Origin of the sequence: Leclercia sp. LSNIH8 (assembly GCF_002920195.1) — a bacterium.
Lineage (GTDB): Bacteria > Pseudomonadota > Gammaproteobacteria > Enterobacterales > Enterobacteriaceae > Enterobacter.
The window spans coordinates 398,176-415,594 of sequence record NZ_PQJY01000002.1; the positions used below are offsets into that span (position 1 = coordinate 398,176).

The 17,419-nt window shown below is 55.1% G+C and carries 14 protein-coding genes and 1 pseudogene; 10 read left to right on the forward strand and 5 right to left on the reverse strand.

Going from position 1 to position 17,419, the window contains the following annotated elements; translation table 11 throughout:
* Positions 1-130: 130 nt before the first annotated feature.
* Complete coding sequence (locus tag C3406_RS06770; RefSeq protein ID WP_103822846.1) at positions 131-970, reverse strand: alpha/beta hydrolase; 840 nt, start codon at positions 968-970, stop codon at positions 131-133.
* A 186-nt stretch (positions 971-1,156) separates the two neighbouring features.
* Between C3406_RS06770 and C3406_RS06775 the strand changes: the two genes are divergently transcribed.
* The 5 genes from C3406_RS06775 (at position 1,157) to fucR (ending at position 7,570) form a co-directional block, all read left to right on the forward strand.
* Positions 1,157-4,144, forward strand: coding sequence for an autotransporter family protein (locus C3406_RS06775; protein WP_103822847.1), 2,988 nt, complete (start codon positions 1,157-1,159; stop codon positions 4,142-4,144).
* A gap of 207 nt (positions 4,145-4,351) precedes the next feature.
* Complete coding sequence (gene yghU / locus C3406_RS06780) at positions 4,352-5,221, forward strand: glutathione-dependent disulfide-bond oxidoreductase (RefSeq protein ID WP_103822848.1); 870 nt, start codon at positions 4,352-4,354, stop codon at positions 5,219-5,221.
* Positions 5,222-5,364: 143 nt separating this feature from the next.
* Entirely contained in the window at positions 5,365-5,697 is a 333-nt protein-coding gene (locus C3406_RS06785) for a glycine zipper family protein (RefSeq protein ID WP_103822849.1), read from the forward strand.
* Positions 5,698-5,873: 176 nt separating this feature from the next.
* Positions 5,874-6,857 (forward strand): sensor domain-containing diguanylate cyclase, encoded by a 984-nt coding sequence (locus tag C3406_RS06790; protein ID WP_103822850.1) that lies wholly within the window; start codon positions 5,874-5,876, stop codon positions 6,855-6,857.
* Positions 6,854-7,570 carry an L-fucose operon activator gene (fucR, locus tag C3406_RS06795; protein WP_103822851.1) on the forward strand — a complete coding sequence of 239 codons (717 nt, stop codon included), beginning with the start codon at positions 6,854-6,856 and terminating at the stop codon, positions 7,568-7,570. Before C3406_RS06790 ends, fucR begins: the two co-directional genes overlap by 4 nt.
* Here fucR and C3406_RS06800 read toward each other — a convergent pair.
* Positions 7,567-9,112: pseudogene (locus C3406_RS06800) on the reverse strand (methyl-accepting chemotaxis protein). The gene fucR and the pseudogene C3406_RS06800 overlap by 4 nt on opposite strands.
* Before the next feature lie 514 nt (positions 9,113-9,626).
* Here C3406_RS06800 and C3406_RS06805 point away from each other — a divergent pair.
* The gene (locus C3406_RS06805) at positions 9,627-12,209 is read left to right on the forward strand and encodes an autotransporter domain-containing protein (RefSeq protein WP_233210541.1); all 2,583 of its coding nucleotides are present in this window, start codon (positions 9,627-9,629) and stop codon (positions 12,207-12,209) included.
* A 42-nt stretch (positions 12,210-12,251) separates the two neighbouring features.
* On the opposite strand, the gene yghX is transcribed toward C3406_RS06805, so the two are convergent.
* Positions 12,252-13,139 carry a YghX family hydrolase gene (gene yghX, locus C3406_RS06810; protein ID WP_103176952.1) on the reverse strand — a complete coding sequence of 296 codons (888 nt, stop codon included), beginning with the start codon at positions 13,137-13,139 and terminating at the stop codon, positions 12,252-12,254.
* Between the two features lie 83 nt (positions 13,140-13,222).
* On the opposite strand from yghX, the gene C3406_RS06815 reads away from it, so the two are divergent.
* A complete protein-coding gene (locus C3406_RS06815) occupies positions 13,223-14,263 on the forward strand; it encodes an aldo/keto reductase (protein ID WP_103822853.1) in 1,041 nt (346 codons plus the stop codon).
* Between the two features lie 90 nt (positions 14,264-14,353).
* Here C3406_RS06815 and C3406_RS06820 read toward each other — a convergent pair whose 3' ends face one another.
* Together C3406_RS06820 and C3406_RS06825 are read right to left on the reverse strand one after the other, a co-directional pair.
* Complete coding sequence (locus tag C3406_RS06820; protein ID WP_103822854.1) at positions 14,354-14,842, reverse strand: TIGR00645 family protein; 489 nt, start codon at positions 14,840-14,842, stop codon at positions 14,354-14,356.
* 81 nt (positions 14,843-14,923) lie between these two features.
* Positions 14,924-15,427 carry an ESA_00282 family adhesion-associated protein gene (locus C3406_RS06825; RefSeq protein WP_103822855.1) on the reverse strand — a complete coding sequence of 168 codons (504 nt, stop codon included), beginning with the start codon at positions 15,425-15,427 and terminating at the stop codon, positions 14,924-14,926.
* Positions 15,428-15,532: 105 nt separating this feature from the next.
* On the opposite strand from C3406_RS06825, the gene C3406_RS06830 reads away from it, so the two are divergent.
* From C3406_RS06830 to C3406_RS06840, 3 genes are all read left to right on the forward strand, one after another.
* On the forward strand, positions 15,533-15,937 hold the full coding sequence (locus C3406_RS06830; RefSeq protein WP_103822856.1) for a hypothetical protein: 405 nt from the start codon (positions 15,533-15,535) through the stop codon (positions 15,935-15,937).
* The gene (locus tag C3406_RS06835; RefSeq protein ID WP_103176957.1) at positions 15,930-16,382 is read left to right on the forward strand and encodes a cytoplasmic protein; all 453 of its coding nucleotides are present in this window, start codon (positions 15,930-15,932) and stop codon (positions 16,380-16,382) included. Before C3406_RS06830 ends, C3406_RS06835 begins: the two co-directional genes overlap by 8 nt.
* Positions 16,383-16,515: 133 nt before the next feature.
* Positions 16,516-17,412 (forward strand): SDR family oxidoreductase, encoded by an 897-nt coding sequence (locus C3406_RS06840; RefSeq protein WP_103822857.1) that lies wholly within the window; start codon positions 16,516-16,518, stop codon positions 17,410-17,412.
* Positions 17,413-17,419: the final 7 nt, after the last annotated feature.

The following is a 17,419-nucleotide window of genomic DNA, read 5'->3' on the forward strand; positions in this document are numbered from 1 at the left end:
ATTAGTTGGAAAACAATTACATTCTGAAATTAAAACGGTGGTAATAAATTATTAATGCAATAATATTATTTATTCAAATTTTCTCTTTATTTCCCGCTAACAGGCCAAACCAACATGTGAGTTCCTTCATTCAACAGTCAGGGAGCTGATGCGTCAGTAACTGCGGCCAGATTGCCGCCCAGTCTGAGCCATGTGCCATCCCATTGATCACCTCTGCCCGCGTACATTCCTCCCCCACCGCCTGCTGAAAGCGCCGGGCAACGGCGGGCGGCACGGTGGTGTCTTCTGCCCCGCTGAAATGAATTTGCGGCAGTGTGCGAAGCGCGGGAACGCTTTCGATGGCACTCGCCGCTTCGGGCATCGGGGTGACATGATGCAGGGCATTTACATACGCCACATCAAGATTACCCGCCACCGTTCGCAAGGAGCGCACGTCGTGTCGACGTGCCGCCAGCAGCGCGGCAATATTACCGCCCCCGGAGTAGCCGATCAGATCGATTTGCACTCCCGGATAGCGCGCCACGGCCCGGTTAACCGCCGCGTTCATCGCATCAATTACCGCAGGCGAGAAGCGATCCTGAGTCCAGATATTGGCACGGCAGCTGGCCGGCAAAGGGGGCCCGATAAACTGACAGGGCCGGGCCAGGTAAAGCACACTGGCATGATTATCTGCCGCCGCCAGCTTCAGACCAACTGGATTACGTGGCGTCGGGTTATTTGAGGGAGTGGTGCGGTTTTTCCAGGCAAAACCATCTCCTTCGATATAGAGATGCAAGGTGTTCACCGGTGGCGTGATCCGATACCAGCCGACAATCGGGAAGGGATCTGCGTCAAATTTTTCACTGATCAGACCACTTTGCCCGGCAATACGTTGCGCGGCGGTGTTGGGATCGCCAGAAATACACCCGCACAACAATAAAGACAAATTAATCAATAATGTTCCCTGCAAAAGGTGAGGATATATCCTCATTCCGCCACCAGCCTTAAGTCAAATTATAAACATTACAAAAAATGTGGAATAGATTCAGCCTGAATAATTAAGCAGAGCTTATTGTTTTCGGCAACGAATTGTATATTCTGCGCCCGAAGATATCGGATTAATCCGAAGAAATCGCAACAGCATTTGCACAATCATCGCTACTTATGACGGAATACCATGGAAAAGAAACGCCTTAGCCAGCTGATTTCCCTGCTGGTTGCCTCGACGGCTGCGCAAGCCTTCGCAACGTCTCCCGAGTTAATTATCGACACACCCATAAGCAATATTCAGATCGCTGATGCAAAAGAGCTGGTGCATATTACGCATGAGGGAAATATCACCGGCAACCCCACCAACGCCTTAACCGTTAACGCGGGCGGTACTGTAACGACGCTTATTAATGATGGCGTGATTAGCGACACCGCTGATAACCCATTATTGTTAAACAACAATATTGTTCAGATTGATGGAACAGTAGATACACTTAACAATAACGGCACCATCTCCAGCCTGAGCCAGTATCAAAACGGCAGCGTCGTGTCGGTAGGTGCAACGGGTGTGATTAACACCTTCACTAACAGCGGCACGCTCGAGAGGGTTCCGGGCTCTTACAACCTTTTCGGGTATAACAACACCGGTACGTTGAGCAATGCCGGGACGATCGGCACCCTGGCTAATACCGAAGATGGCAAGATTGTGGGCTATCGCGGCATCAACAATCAGGGCACCATCGATAACCTGAATAATGCTGGCCTTATCTCTTCTGTGAATAACGAGAACGGCATATTCATGGGGCAAAAAGGGGCCATTTTTAACAGCGGTACGATTGGCTCACTGCATAACACCGGAACAATTGAAGGCGGCACGACCGATTATTACGGTAGCTCCGGGATCATCAACCAGGGCGTTATTAATACTATCGTTAATGATGAGAAGATTAACGGCAGCTCCTTCGGCATTATTAACTCCGGCACCCTTAACGCCCTTGTTAATAACGGTAAAATCAGCGCTAATGACACGGCAGTCTATAACAATAGCAACAGTAACAGCGTTATTGGCTCCATTGTGAACAACGGTGAAATCGCGGGTAACTGGAGCGGGATTTACATCTGGAACGACAACAATCAGGGCAATACCGAGATCGTCAATAACGGTCAGTTAAGCGGTGGAGGCTATGCCCTTTTTGTTAACGGTAATAACAGCGACACGGTAACCCTCACCAATACCGGCACCATTATCGGTGATATTTATTCCACCAGCACGACGCCATTAACCATTAACGGTGGCACCACCCTGGGTACGCTGACCGGCATCGATGGCGCGACGGGCACTATTACTGGCTCGAATGTCACATTCGGCAGCGGCTCGCTGCTGCTCAACGATAATGTCAGTACGTTTAGCGTTATCCCTGAGTATGGCCTGATGGCAATGCAGATGAGCGACGACATCGAGGTGACGGCCGGCACCGTGCTGAACGAAGCTGCATCCCTGCAGGTGAATAACAGCATCAACATTCTGGGTGATTATCATCAGAAAGCGGCCGCAACGCTCATCTCCGGCGTCTCTGATTTAGCCGTAGCTAGCGGTGATTTGCTTGCCGATGCCGGGTATGGTCGTCTGAACGTTAGCGGCAACGCCACTATCGACGCGGGATCGAGTATCAACCTGCTGCGCACCGGCAACACCTATAAGTTCGCCGAAGGACAGCGCTATGTGGTGATCAACGCAAATGGGGCCCAGACCGACTACCATGCCGATCAGCTGAACTACAAAGCGCTCGGCTACCGTGGTGCGGTCAACGGCACCGTTTATGAAGATGCGACGAGCAAGGCGCTGGTCTTAACCCTGGGTGCAGAGCCGATCGCTCCCGCGCCGGTAGAGCCGCAACCCCAGCCGGAGCCGACGCCAGAAGTGACGCCGCCAGTGGTAACCGAACCTGAGATTGTTCCGCCGGTCGTCACACCGCCTGTACAGCCAACGCAGCCTGCGCCAGCAGAGCCAGCGCCTGTCCAGCCGGGCAAACAGGGTTATGCCACTATCCCAAGCGCTACCGCATCACTTGGCGGGCTGGCGAACTATTCCGGTATCGCTTCTCCGCAGCTGCTGAATCTGTACAACGCCTCGCTGGCCATTGAAGGTGAACAGGAGGCGAACCGCGTTGGCGAGCGTCTCTCTACCAGCCAGAACCTCAACACCAGTTCAGCGACATCCGTTGCCATCTCTACTGCTCAGGCCGTAGTGGGCGCTCACATCGATGCCGTGCGTAATCCACAGGCCTCCGGCGTGAGCGGAGTGGCAACTGGCGATGACTACGCAGAAAACTGGATTGTCTGGGGTCAGCCGTTCGGCGGTTATGCCCGTCAGGACAGCCGTGACGAAGTAAGCGGTTACTCAGCGAAATTTGGCGGCCTGATCATCGGTGCCGACCGCGCGCTGGGCGACGCCTGGCGTCTGGGCGCGGCGCTTAACTACAGCAATACCTCCGTACACGGTAAAGACAACCTGAGCGGCAACAACTCTACCGCCGATAACTACGGGGTGATTGGTTACGCAGCCTACACGGGTAATCCGTGGTACCTGAACCTCTCCGCGGGCCTGAACCGTCAGAACTACAGCTCCGTCCGCCGCGCCGATTTCACCGGCTTCTCTGGCGCAGCTCACGGCAAGTTCAACGGCCAGTCGGTCACTCTGCAAAGCGAGCTGGGTTACCCGATCACGCTGCCAGCCGACGTAGTACTGACCCCGCTCGCGGGCCTGACTTACGGTTATCAGCATGTAGATGGCTACAGCGAAACCGGCGGCAACGGGATGGCGCTGGATGTCAGCAGCACCCATACGCAGTCGGTAGTCAGCGATATCGGCGCCCGCCTGGAGAAGACCTTCTCCACCGGTCTGGGTAATCTGACGCCGTTTGCCCAGGTCTCCTGGATCCACCAGTACGATAACCGCCAGGTCAGCAGCCATGCGACTTACGCCGCAGACGCCATCGGTGAAACCAGCTTTATCACCAAAGGTGCTTCTCCGGTGAAAGATATGGCCGGCGTAGCCATCGGCACCACGCTGTACGAGGCCAACGATCTGAGCTTCGACGCGCGTTACGACCTGCAGGCCGGCGAGCGTTACCAGGCCCACACTTTCAGCCTGCGTTTACGCAAGTCGTTCTGATTGATATGTACCTTCAACGGGGCCCTCAGGGGCCCCGTTTTCTATGCGCGGGTAAAACATTATGTTTTTGCAGCTCAGATTGTGCCGCTGCGATAGCACGCCAGCAGGCAGGCCGCTGAGCGCATAACCTTATGCGCTCAGTTCGTTAAACCGTTCATGGAACACCTGCTACACTGCCTCAACACCTCCACAAAAAGGCAGATCAACATGTCCGAGAATAACTACCAGCCAGCGAAAGTCTGGGAATGGAAGCAGAACAACAGCGGCGGCGCGTTCGCCAGCATCAACCGCCCAATCTCAGGTGCCACCCACGAGAAAATCCTGCCGGTCGGTTCACATCCGTTGCAGCTTTACTCCCTGGGTACGCCGAACGGCCAGAAGGTCACTATTCTGCTGGAAGAACTGCTGGCGCTCGGCGTCACCGGTGCGGAATATGACGCATGGCTGATCCGCATCGGCGAGGGCGATCAGTTCTCCAGCGGGTTTGTGGATGTCAACCCGAACTCTAAAATTCCGGCCCTGCGCGACCACTCCACCACGCCGCCAACGCGGGTGTTTGAGTCCGGCAATATCCTGCTCTATCTGGCGGAAAAATTCGGTCACTTCCTGCCAAAAGATCCGGCTGGGCGTGTGGAAACCCTGAACTGGTTATTCTGGCTGCAGGGCGCCGCCCCGTTCCTTGGCGGCGGTTTCGGCCACTTCTATCACTATGCCCCGGTAAAAATTGAGTACGCCATTGACCGCTTCACCATGGAAGCCAAACGTCTGTTCGACGTGCTGGATAAACAGCTGGCGCGGGGTCGCTACGTGGCAGGTGAAGAGTACACCATCGCCGACATTGCCATCTGGCCATGGTTTGGCAGCGTGGCGCTGGGCCAGGTTTATGGCGCGGCAGAGTTCCTCGATGCCGAAAGCTACAAGAACGTTCAGCGCTGGGCGAAGGATGTCGCCAGCCGTCCGGCGGTGAAGCGCGGGCGTATCGTTAACCGCACCAATGGCGAGCTGAGCGAACAGCTGCATGAGCGCCATGCGGCGAGTGATTTTGATACCAACACCGAAGATAAACGTCAGGGCTAACCCCCGTGCCGGGCGGGCCGCCGCCCGGCGACGATCAGATTAAGACGAGTTTCTCCACCACGGCATTATTGGCCTACCCGACAATCCGTACAGCTGGCAGTATCCCCCGCAATGTCTCACTGCACATTTATAAGGAAATTGTCATGAAAACCATGAAAATCACGCTAATGATCGGTGCGTTGCTCTGCTCTGCTTCCAGCCTGGCGGCAGATAAAACCGCTACCGGGGCGCTGGTGGGCGCGACCATCGGCGCAGTAGCCGGGAAAAGCGTAAAATCCACCGTCGGCGGCGCGGTGGTTGGGGCGGGTACCGGGGCGATGTTTAAAAACGGTGAGAAAGGCAAAGCTGCCCGTAAAGGTGGCGTCATTGGTGCCGCTGTAGGCGCTGGTGCAGCCGCTGTAACCGGTAATAGCGTTCTCAAAGGCGCCGCTCTCGGCGCGGGAGCGGGCGGCCTGGTCGGCGAAGCTACCCATTAATAAAAAAGCCAGGTGATTATTCCACCTGGCTTTATCAGGCCCCTCATTTCTTATTTCATGGCTGCTTATAAGACCGTGAATATAAGCCTTAACACAAATCCCTTTCTTTTTTTAACCGTATATTTACTTCCATCCCGTAAACTGGCATCAATAATTTCTTTCTTCAGATTATTTGCATGTCAGAAAAGGCGCTTAAACAACAGATTCAGAATCTCAAAAAGCACAATGCCCGGCTTGCCAGGCTGGCGCGTGACGCCCGAAACAAGCTCAGTGCTGCGCTCGACGGGACGGGTCTCTGTTTATGGCAGCTCGACGTTCCCACCGGGAAGCTGATTATTTATAACCGCCGCTGGGGCGCTATGCTGGGCTATCAGCCCAAGGAGCTGAGTGCGCAGTTTGAGATCTGGCGTGAGCATCTGCATCCGGATGACAAACAGAACGTACTGGATGCCTTCTACGATCACCTGCACGGCAAAACCCCCTTCTATGAAGCGCTGCACCGCATGCAGCACAAAAACGGCACCGTCACCTGGGTGCTGGACCGCGGGCGGGTGACGGACTGGGATGAAAACGGCAACCCCCTGAAGGTGACCGGTACCCATATCGACATGACCAAAGAGAAGCAGTACGAAGAGCAGCTGGCCCAGCTGGCTAATCACGATCCGCTCACTGGCCTTGCCAACCGCCACGCATTGCTTAAGCACTTCGCCCAGCTTAAGGCCCAGGGGCCGCTCTGCATCGCCTTTATCGATCTCGATGATTTTAAAACGGTGAACGACACCTTCGGTCATCGCAGCGGTGATGAGCTGCTGATCCAGCTCAGCCAGCGCCTGCGCGATGCCTGCCCGCCGGAGGCCGTTGTTGGCCGTCTGGGTGGCGATGAGTTCGTGTTGCTGCTGCCTTTCCCGCTGTCCAGTGTGCTGGTGAGCAGCACCGCCAACCGTTGTCTGCAGGCGGCGCTGACGCCGTTCGAGCTGGATAACGGTCAGGCGCAGGTCGGCGCCTCGGTGGGGATTGACGACGTACTGGAGCAGGATGATTTCGTCAACGCCCTGCGCCGTGCCGACCGGTCGATGTACCAGATTAAGCACACCGGCAAAAACGGCGTGGCGATTGGCCAGACACCGCTCGCCTTCACCCGTAACGGAACAGAACCATGAAAAGTACGCGTCATCAGGATCTTATCCGCCTGCTGGCGGCTTCCGACTGGCTGACGACAGAGGCGCTGGCCGCAGAGCTTAACGTCAGCAAAGAGACGATTCGTCGCGATCTGAAGCAGCTGCAGCAGCAGGGAAAGATCGTGCGCCATCACGGGCGGGCCCGGGCGATCCACCCGGATCACCGCGACGGCGGCGAGCCCTTTGGCGCGCGGCTGAAAAGCCACTACGCGGATAAAGCCGATATCGCCCGTCACGCGCTGGACTGGGTCAGCGAAGGCATGACGCTGGCCCTGGATGCCAGCTCAACCTGCTTTCACCTGGCGCGGCAGCTGCCGGATATCGCCCTGACGGTCTTTACCAACAGCCTGCCCATCTGCCATGAGATGGCGAAGCGCGAGCGCATAAACCTAATCTGCTCGGGCGGGACGCTGGAGCGCAAATACCGCTGCTATGTGAATCCGGCCCTGGTGACGCTGCTGAAATCGCTGGAGATTGACCTGTTTATCTTCTCGTGTGAAGGGGTGGATGAGCAGGGTGTGATGTGGGATCCCACCCCGCACAGCGCCGGGTTTAAGTCGCAGCTGCTGGGCCGCGCCAGCCAGTCGCTGCTGCTGATCGACAAAAGCAAGTTTCAGCGCTCCAGCGAAGTGAAAATTGGTCACCTGTCGCAGGTGACGCAATTGATCAGCGACGCACAGCTCGCCCGACGTTAGTCTGCCAGACGGAACTTTTGCACCGAGCGTTGCAGCTCTTCGGTCTGGCGCTCCAGCGCGGAAGCCGCCGCCGATACCTGCTCCACCAGCGAGGCGTTCTGCTGGGTCACGCCGTCCATCTGGGTGATCGCCACCCCAACCTGCGAAATGCCTTTGCTCTGCTCTTCCGAGGCGCTGGCAATCTGCTTCATGATGGTGGTGACGCCAGTAATGTCGCGCAGCACAGCCTCCATGGTGGTGCCGGTCTCGGTCACCAGTTTGGCCCCCTCCTCCACGCGGGAGACGGAGTCAGCGTAACCCTTCGATCTCTTTAGCCGCGTTCGCGCTGCGGCTGGCGAGATTCCGCACCTCACCGGCCACCACCGCAAAGCTACGCCCCTGCTCCCCCGCCCGCGCCGCTTCCACCGCCGCGTTGAGGGCCAGAATATTGGTCTGGAAGGCGATGCTGTTGATGACGCTGGTGATCTCCGCAATTTTCTTCGAACTGATGGAGATCCCGGTCATGGTACTGACCACATTTTCCACCAGTGCGCCGCCGCGGCTGGCGCTGACCGAGGCGACATCCGCCAGCTCGCTGACCTGACGGGCATTATCCGCGTTGAGCTTCACCGTGGCGGTAAGCTGCTCCATGCTGGCGGCGGTCTCTTCCAGCGCCGCTGCCTGCTCTTCGGTACGCGACGAGAGATCGTTATTGCCGCTGGAGATCTCCGTCGCCCCGCGCCAGATGTTCTCGCTGCCGTTGCGGATGGTGCTCACCGCCTCGCGCAGGCTGTCCTGCATCGCCGTCAGCAGCGGCACCAGCTGGCCCACGCAGTTACGGCCAAAAGGCGCGATCGGCTGGCTAAGATCCCCCTGCGCAATCAGGCGGAAATGGTGGCGGAGCTGCTCAAGGGGTTTCACCAGCATGGCAACCAGATAACGGTCGGCGAACAGCAGGATCAACAGGCCGATTATCGTCGCGGTAATCATTACCGTGCGGGTGATGCTGGTGAAGCTATCCACTGTTATACGAGTGCGGTCAAGAATGGTGTCAGCGGCTTTATTGAACTGTCCGGCGCTCTCGCCAAAGGCGCGGCTTAGCGGTGGGGTAACATTATTCGCCTGCTGGCGATAGCCCTCAAGGTTGCCCTGCTGGGCCAGCTGCATCTGGGGCTTAACGCCATTATCCAGCAACGCCTGCCAGTTGGCGATCACCCGGGCGGAGACGTCGGCATCCATTGGCCCCGGCGACATGGCTTTCAACTCGTCGAGTCTGTTGCTCATAGTATCCAGCGCCTGCTGCACAGCGGCAAAATCGGCCTTGCCGCCTGCCGCCTGCGTCTCCATCGCCCGGCTCAGCCGGGTGACAAAACGGAAATATTGATCGTTGCCCTGGCTGAGCACCGTCATCTGCCTGACCAGCTGACGATCAACCTCATTGCCATCCGCCACGCGAGAGAGCGCCCATGAGCCATACAGCCCCACGCCCGCCCACATTAAACAGAAGATACCCAGAATCGTCAGCATGACGAACCGGATTGTAAGATTACGAAATATACGCATAACTCTTTCCTTGCCTGAGGGAGATTTCGCCCGGAGGCGAGTATTACCCTCGTTATCGGCAAGAAAAGGCGAAGCAATACCTTTTCCTGGTTATTTTTATAAAACTTTTCATTTCGGTTTACCGGGCCGGAAAAGGATAATCACGCTTGGGGAAAAGCCCCTCCAAATAACGTGTTATTAGTTTTCATACAATTTACAAATGTAAATCACACTCTCCATTCATTACCCTCATAATTCTAAAGGATTAGTCCACTTTTCCTGCTTAACGAAGAATCTTTCTTTCGTGTCGAGAAAAAGTCGTAATTTTTGTACGTTAATAAAACTGTAACATTCACGACATGGATGAATTTAAAAAATCAATCATTTGTTTTTATTAAAATGGTCACTTAATGACTTGATATAATTTAAAATTTCATTACACCCTTTTCGCCTGAGAAAGTTCTTAATTACGCATATCTGGTTTAAAAAGAGTTCACTTTGATCCGGTTATAAGAGATGAAAAATGCGTATTTCAATGAAAAGAACCTTATTGTCGCAGTGTGTATTACTGTCACTTGCGTCTTTTGCTGCCCAGGCAGGCCAGACCCCTGCCACGCCTTGCCAGAATGGTGACACCTCCCAGACCTGCGGTCTGACAGAATATGATGATGGCAATTTCTATCAGGATCCAGGCGTCACTGATGCCGTTATGGCGAATGAAACGGCAACCAACATTTATATGGATGGCCACCGTAAATCAGGAGATACGCAGACCTTAACCGTTACGGGCACTGACATGTCAGGCTATTATATTCAGGGAAGCAATGGCGGTACCGTGAATATTAACGTCACCGACAATGCCAAAGTGGATATGATCGAGGCCGGTTCTACATTAAAAACCACCAATACAACGAACAACGTTAATGACTCCACCCTGAACGGCCAGAACAGCGACGGGACCTATCAGCGAAACAAAGATTATATGATGGGTGCCGCCATCTATCTCGATCCGCTCGATGCAGGGTACCACGACGTGAATATCAGCAACGGCAGCGCGCTGCATGGCAGTATTATCAGCGCCGGCCAGGGCACCCAAACCATCGCCATGAGCGACAGCATCATGGATAATGGCGGTATCTATGTCGGCAGCGACAAATCCGATACCTCCCTTACCCTGACTAACGCCATCGTGGATGCGACCAACAGCCAGGTGGCGCAAAAGTTCGATACCATCGTAGAGACGCTGAGCCAGTACAAACCTTTCCAGGATATCAATGTTGATGCCTTTGGCGACCTGGCCGTGGCCATGTACGGTACCACTCAGGATACGCTGGCGCTGAACAACAGCACCGTGACCGGCGACATTGGCGTGATTAACGAAAAAGGCCAGACCAACCTGTCGTTCACCAATAACAGCGTCGTAAATGGCAATGTTACGCTGGGCGGTAACTCCACCAATACCGTTCTGGTGGATAACAGCACCATTAATGGCGACCTGAACGCCAGCCAGAACAGCGGCGATACCACTATCACCCTGCAAAACGGTGCTAACGTTGACGGCAATATTACGACCGGCACAGGCAATGACACCGTGGTGCTGGTGAATGATTCTCACGTCACCGGTAATGTCACCGGCGGGGACGGCAACGATACCCTGTCGATGGATGCGGGCAGCTCTATTTCCGGACAAATTAATCAGTTTGAAACCGTAAATACCACCAGCGACAACAGCATCAGCCTCGACACCATTAACGATTCCACCACATGGAGTCTGCAAAACGGCTCCACCCTGACCGCCGACACTACCGGTAGTAATGCCGTAGTGAACATGAGCACCGACAGCCGGGTCAACTTCGGCCAGATCACCGGCTCCCGTAACGCCGTAGTGGTCAATAACATTACCTCTTCGGCGATCAATCAGCAAAATATTGTGCTGGGGACCTTTACCACGACTACGGCAACCACCACGCCGCAAACGGCCGCCAACGCGACCTTCAGCAACGGCCAGCAGCAGGTTGAAAACCGCAGCGCAGCCTACAACTACAACAATGACCTGAGCATTGTGGCCGCTGATACCGCGCCGCAGGGCCTGCTCACCGCCGATAGTAGCCAGAACTGGAATATTGTCTTTAGCAGCTCACGTGGCGCACTGGCCAGCGATGTCCAGGGGTTAGTCGCCGGGCTGGATGCGGCCGAACAGGCGGGCCATCAGGTCACCGATGACATCACCAGCCACCTGGATCGCCTGCACTTTGCTGGCCTGACGGGTGAACAGCAGGAAGGGGCCCAGCTGTGGGGTGATTTCCTCTATCAGAACGGTAACTTCAGCAACGATGTGGATTACAAGAGCATCACTCAGGGCGCACAGGGCGGCGTTGACTGGACGGCATACCTCGCTAACGGGGACAGCGTAACCGGAGGCGTGGCGCTGGCCTGGACCCGCAGCCGCGTTGAAGATACCGCCAACGGCCCGGACAGCTTCAAGGACACCGTCTATGGCAATTACTACAGCCTGTACGGCGGCTGGCAGCAGGCGCTGAACGGCCGTCAGTGGGGCATGTTCGCCGACGCCAGCTTCAGCTATGGCGATATGCGCTACTCTCTCTCCGCCCATAACGTCACCGGCGACACCAGCGGAATGACCGAAGCGCTGCACGGCTCTACTGACGGTAGCCTGTATATGGCTCAGGCTCGTACCGGGGTGAACGTGATGCTGCCGGGCGAAACCGTGCTGCAACCGTACGCCATCCTCGGCTGGGATCAGACCAAAGCTAACGGCTTCTCCGACAGAGAAGTGACCTTTGCTGACAGCCAGGTCTCTTCATGGAACGGCGGCGCGGGTCTGCGTCTGACCACCACCCTGACCGATCTGAACAAAAACGTGCAGATCATGCCATGGCTGGATGCCCGCATGCAGAAAGAGTTCAGCGATGATACCGATATCCAGGCGGCGGATTATCACAACACCGCAGGTCATAACAACAGCATGGGAATGTTTGTTGCGGGCGTGAATGCCACTATCGCGCACAACTTCTCGCTGAATACCGGCATTTACTATGGCACAGGCGATGTCGATAACGACGCCAGTGTTCAGGCAGGTATGAGCTACAGCTTCTGATGACCACGCCTACCCGGCAGCCTCAGGCTGCCGGGTATTTTGTTAACTCAAATATTTCTCAAACCATCCCAGGGTTCTTTTCCACGCTAATTCGGCTGCGGGTTCGTCGTAACGCGGGGTAGAATCGTTGTGGAATCCGTGATTTACGCCAGGATAGATCCAGGCTTCATACACCTTACCGTTAGCTTTAAGCGCGGCCTCATAAGCAGGCCACCCCTCGTTAACATTCTTGTCGTGCTCGGCGTAATGCAGCAGCAGCGGTGCCTTAATTTTGGCGACGTCCGCCGCTGGTGGCTGACGGCCATAAAAAGGGACTGCGCAGGCCAGCTCTGGCCATGCGACTGCTGCGGCATTAGACACTCCGCCGCCGTAGCAAAAGCCGGTGATCCCCACCTTGCCCGTCGCATCCGGATGTTTTTGCATAAACCCGATGGCGGCAAAGAAGTCGTTCATCAACTTCGTTGGATCGACCTTCTGCTGCAGGATTTTCCCCTCCTCATCATTGCCGGGGTAACCGCCCACCGAACTTAAGCCATCCGGCGCCAGCGCGATGTAGCCCGCTTTGGCCACCCGACGGGCCACATCCTCAATGTAGGGATTGAGCCCGCGGTTTTCGTGGACTACCACCACCGCCGGCACTTTGCCGGTAGCTTTGGCCGGTTTCACCAGATAGCCGCGCACCTGGCCATGGCCGTCCGGCGAGGGATAGGTGATGTATTCGGGCAGGATGTCGGGATCGGTGAACTTCACCTGCTCCGCGAGGGCGTAATTAGGCTTAAGCATATTGAACAGCGCCAGCGCCGTGACGCCGCCAACCGCATAGCGGGCAGCCAGATTGAGGAACTCACGTTTGTTGATTTTGCCGTGAGCGTAATAGTCGTAGTAGTCGAGCAATTCCTGAGGAAAGTCTTTGGCGGTCATACGCGTCATCGCATATCTCCATGAATTGTGAACGAACTAAGGTTAGAATAGAAACGCTGTTTCGAAAATCAATCACTAAGAAAGGAGACATCATGCCCTGGAACGCCTCCCCTGACCGCTACGAGACGATGCAGTACCGTTACTGCGGTAAAAGCGGCCTGCGTTTACCCGCCCTGTCACTCGGCCTGTGGCACAGCTTCGGCCACGTTCACGCCCTCGACTCACAGCGCGCCCTGCTGCGAAAAGCCTTCGATTGCGGCATCACCCATTTCGATCTCGCCAATAACTATGGCCCACCGCCGGGCAGTGCGGAGGAAAATTTTGGCCGCCTGCTGCGCGATGATTTCGCGGCTTATCGCGACGAACTGATTATCTCCACCAAAGCGGGCTATGACATGTGGCCGGGGCCTTACGGTGCGGGCGGTTCGCGCAAGTATCTGCTCGCCAGCCTCGATCAAAGCCTGAAGCGGATGGGGCTGGAGTACGTGGATATCTTCTATTCGCACCGGGTCGATGAGAACACGCCGATGGAGGAGACCGCCTCTGCGCTGGCCCAGGCGGTGCAGAGCGGGAAAGCGCTGTACGTCGGCATTTCCTCCTATTCGCCGGAGCGGACCCAGAAAATGGCGGAGCTGCTTCGCGAGTGGAAAATCCCGCTGCTTATCCACCAGCCCTCATACAACCTGCTTAACCGCTGGGTGGACAAGAGCGGTTTACTGGATACCCTGGCCGCTAACGGCACCGGCTGCATCGCCTTTACGCCGCTGGCCCAGGGGCTGTTGACCGGAAAATACCTGAACGGCATCCCTGACGGCTCCCGCATGCAGCGTGAGGGCAAAAAGGCACGCGGCCTGACGGAGAACATGCTGACCGAAGCCAACCTGAACAGCCTGCGTTTGCTCAATGAGATGGCCCAGGCGCGCGGACAGACGATGGCGCAGATGGCCCTGAGCTGGCTGCTGAAAGATGAGCGTGTCACCTCGGTACTGATTGGCGCCAGCCGGACGGAGCAGCTGGAGGAGAACGTGCAGGCGCTGAATAACCTGCACTTTAGCGAAGAGGAGTTGCAGCGGATTGACCAGCATGTGGCCGACGGGCAGCTGAATCTGTGGCAGGCCTCTTCGGATAAGTAGTTTCAGGAAAAGGGCCGGGTGGCGCTGCGCTTACCCGACCTACAGGATCCCCGTAGGTCTGATAAGTGCAGCGCCATCAGGCGTTTTGTCTTATTTGCGGCTCAGCTTGTCCAGATACCCCATCACAAACGCCGACAGCACAAACGTGAGGTGGATTATCACGTACCACATCAGCTTGTTGTCCGGGATATTTTTGGCATCCATAAACACCCGCAGCAGGTGAATGGAAGAGATCGCCACAATCGAGGCTGCCACTTTGTTTTTCAGCGACGAGGCATCCATTTTGCCAAGCCAGCTCAGCTTCTCTTTATCCGAGGAGATATCCAGCTGCGAGACAAAGTTTTCATAGCCCGAGAACATCACCATCACCAGCAGGCCGCCCACCAGGGTCATATCCACCAGCGACAGCAGCAGCAGGATCAGGTCGGATTCAGCGACGCTGAAAATATGCGGCAGAACGTGAAAAATTTCCTGAAAGAATTTAATACAGAGCGCCACCAGCGCCAGCGAGAGGCCAAAATAGACCGGGGCTAACAACCAGCGGGAGGCATACATTGCGTTTTCAAAAAAGCGTTCCATAGAGTCCTGTCTGCAAACGAAACCAGTGTGCAGTATATCGCAATGGCCCAAATTGTTTGCAACAACTAAACAACAGATCCCCTACACTTGCTCAGTCTTTACCACCGGGCGCTGATACTCAGGCCACACCAACTCCACCAGCGATGGATACGCCTCCAGGCTGAACTCGCGAAAACACTGCCGCAGGTTCATCACCTCCAGATCGGTGTGCGACACTTTTTCGCCGTTCAGGCAGCGCTTCTTGATATTGTCGTAATATTTGTAGACCGCCGAGTTAAGATCGCTGCAACGGCGTTGTGCCTCAAACAGGTCAGGAATGCTATTTATTTCCACCATATTCATTCGTTTAATTGTGGCATGGAGGAAATCAATATATTCATGATTAACACGCCAGTACCAAACCGGCGTAATCGCATTCATTAACACTGAAAAATGGTCTTCGCCCTCTTCTTTTGACATCCGTTCCGGCTGAGGCGGGACGTGCGTGCTTCCCACATCGCTACTTTTATTGAACTCGCGCATCAATAAAAGAACCACGGCGGTAAGCAATAACAAAGTAATGACAGTATAAAAAATGCTGTTCATATAGGCAGGCTCCATTTTTTTTGATTTTAAATTTGCCTCATGTTATTGTCAACGAATCTCACACTCCAGACAACCCTACCCCGTTGAAATTAAAGGAAATATAAAATGTTGCCCGACAATCTGGTTCCGGCCAAGTTTCACATGTCTTCCGTGGAACCAAAACCGCCAGAAGCAGAAAGCAATGCCAATTTCACTAAGGGGAAAAGAACACTCGCTGATTATGCGCCAGATATATTAATTGGCGTTACCCGTACCGGTAACTCCCGCAATATGTTGCTTGAAGAGCACGATCGGCATATTAAAGACCGCTTATTTCGGGTAGTTAAAATCGAGGTGTTCGCCCGGCTGTTGAATGATTTGCAGGCGGAGGGGGAAATAGATGCCCAGGCACTAAGTCAAATATTGGCGGAAAAAACCGATGAGATTAACGAAGCCGGTAATGAAATCTGGTTGAATCTTATTACCTGCGAAAAAAACACGCCTGTGTTTTATACGCTAGAGGATGAATAACGTGAAGGATGTTGATAACAACAACGTTTATTTGGCTTTAGATGACAAAAAAAGCGATGAATTTATCTTAGAGCAAAACCTTGCCGCGCTTAAAGAGATTAAAAACGCTGAAATCCAAAGAATTGCTAAAGATCTGCTCTCCATTCCGGCCGGCCTGGTGCGTCTGAAATGGCAGAATCGCCGTGAAATTTATCCGTTGCAGGTAAAAGAAGAGATCTACGGCGCGACAATAAACGCCATTATGCAACAGCGCCCGGATTTAAAAGAAAAAATACTGGCGCGCCTGGAAACCAATTATCAATATATCCTGGCACGTGAAACCGCGACCCTGCGCGTCACCCGTAAGCTGGCTGATGAAGGCTATCGCACCACCAGCGTGACCACCGTTGCGCTGAATGAAGAGGTGCTGGCCGCCAAAGCGGACATCCCACCGCAAAAGCCGTAACCTCTCGCCGAACCCTGCCGTCTCGCCTGTTTCTCCTCAGCCCATTTTTTTTAAGGATTATCCTGAATAATCCTCACAGCCTAGTTGATTCTCCTAAGCTTAAAGTCTGATTAACCCCTCAAGGAGAACACCTATGGCAAACTCTCAGAGCAAAATTCAGGATCCGACAACCCAGTACTACACCGGCGAATATCCCAAGCAGAAACAGCCTGTACCGGGGCTGCAGAGCAAGATGGACCCGGTGCCGGACTGCGGCGAAAAGAGCTATAAAGGCAGCGGCAGACTACAGGATCGTAAGGCACTGGTGACAGGGGGCGATTCCGGGATTGGACGCGCTGCCGCCATCGCTTACGCGCGTGAAGGAGCAGACGTCGCCATTAACTATCTGCCCGACGAAGAAGAGGATGCCCAGCAGGTTAAGCAGCTTATTGAAGAGGCCGGGCGCAAAGCGGTGCTGATCCCTGGCGATCTGAGCGATGAACAGTTTGCCCGCTCGCTGGTACATAAAGCCCATCAGGAGCTGGGTGGGCTCGACGTGCTGGCGCTGGTAGCCGGTAAGCAGGTGGCGGTGGAAAAGATTGCCGATATCACCACCGAGCAGTTTAAGCAGACCTATGCCGTGAACGTGCTGGCCCTGTTCTGGATTACCCAGGAGGCGCTGCCACTGCTGCCCGCCGGGTCGAGCATTATCACCACCTCCTCAATTCAGGCCTATCAGCCGAGCCCGCACCTGCTGGACTATGCTTCCACTAAAGCGGCTATCCTCAACTTCAGCCGCGGGCTGGCGAAACAGGTGGCAGAGACCGGCGTACGCGTCAACGTGGTAGCCCCTGGTCCTATCTGGACGGCGCTGCAAGTCTCCGGCGGTCAGCCTCAGGAGAAGCTCCCGCAGTTTGGTCAGCAGACGCCGATGAAGCGCGCAGGGCAGCCTGCGGAGCTGGCGCCGGTGTATGTCTATCTGGCAAGTCAGGAGTCCAGCTACGTGACGGCAGAAGTGCACGGCGTATGCGGTGGGGAACATCTGGGGTAATTGTTGC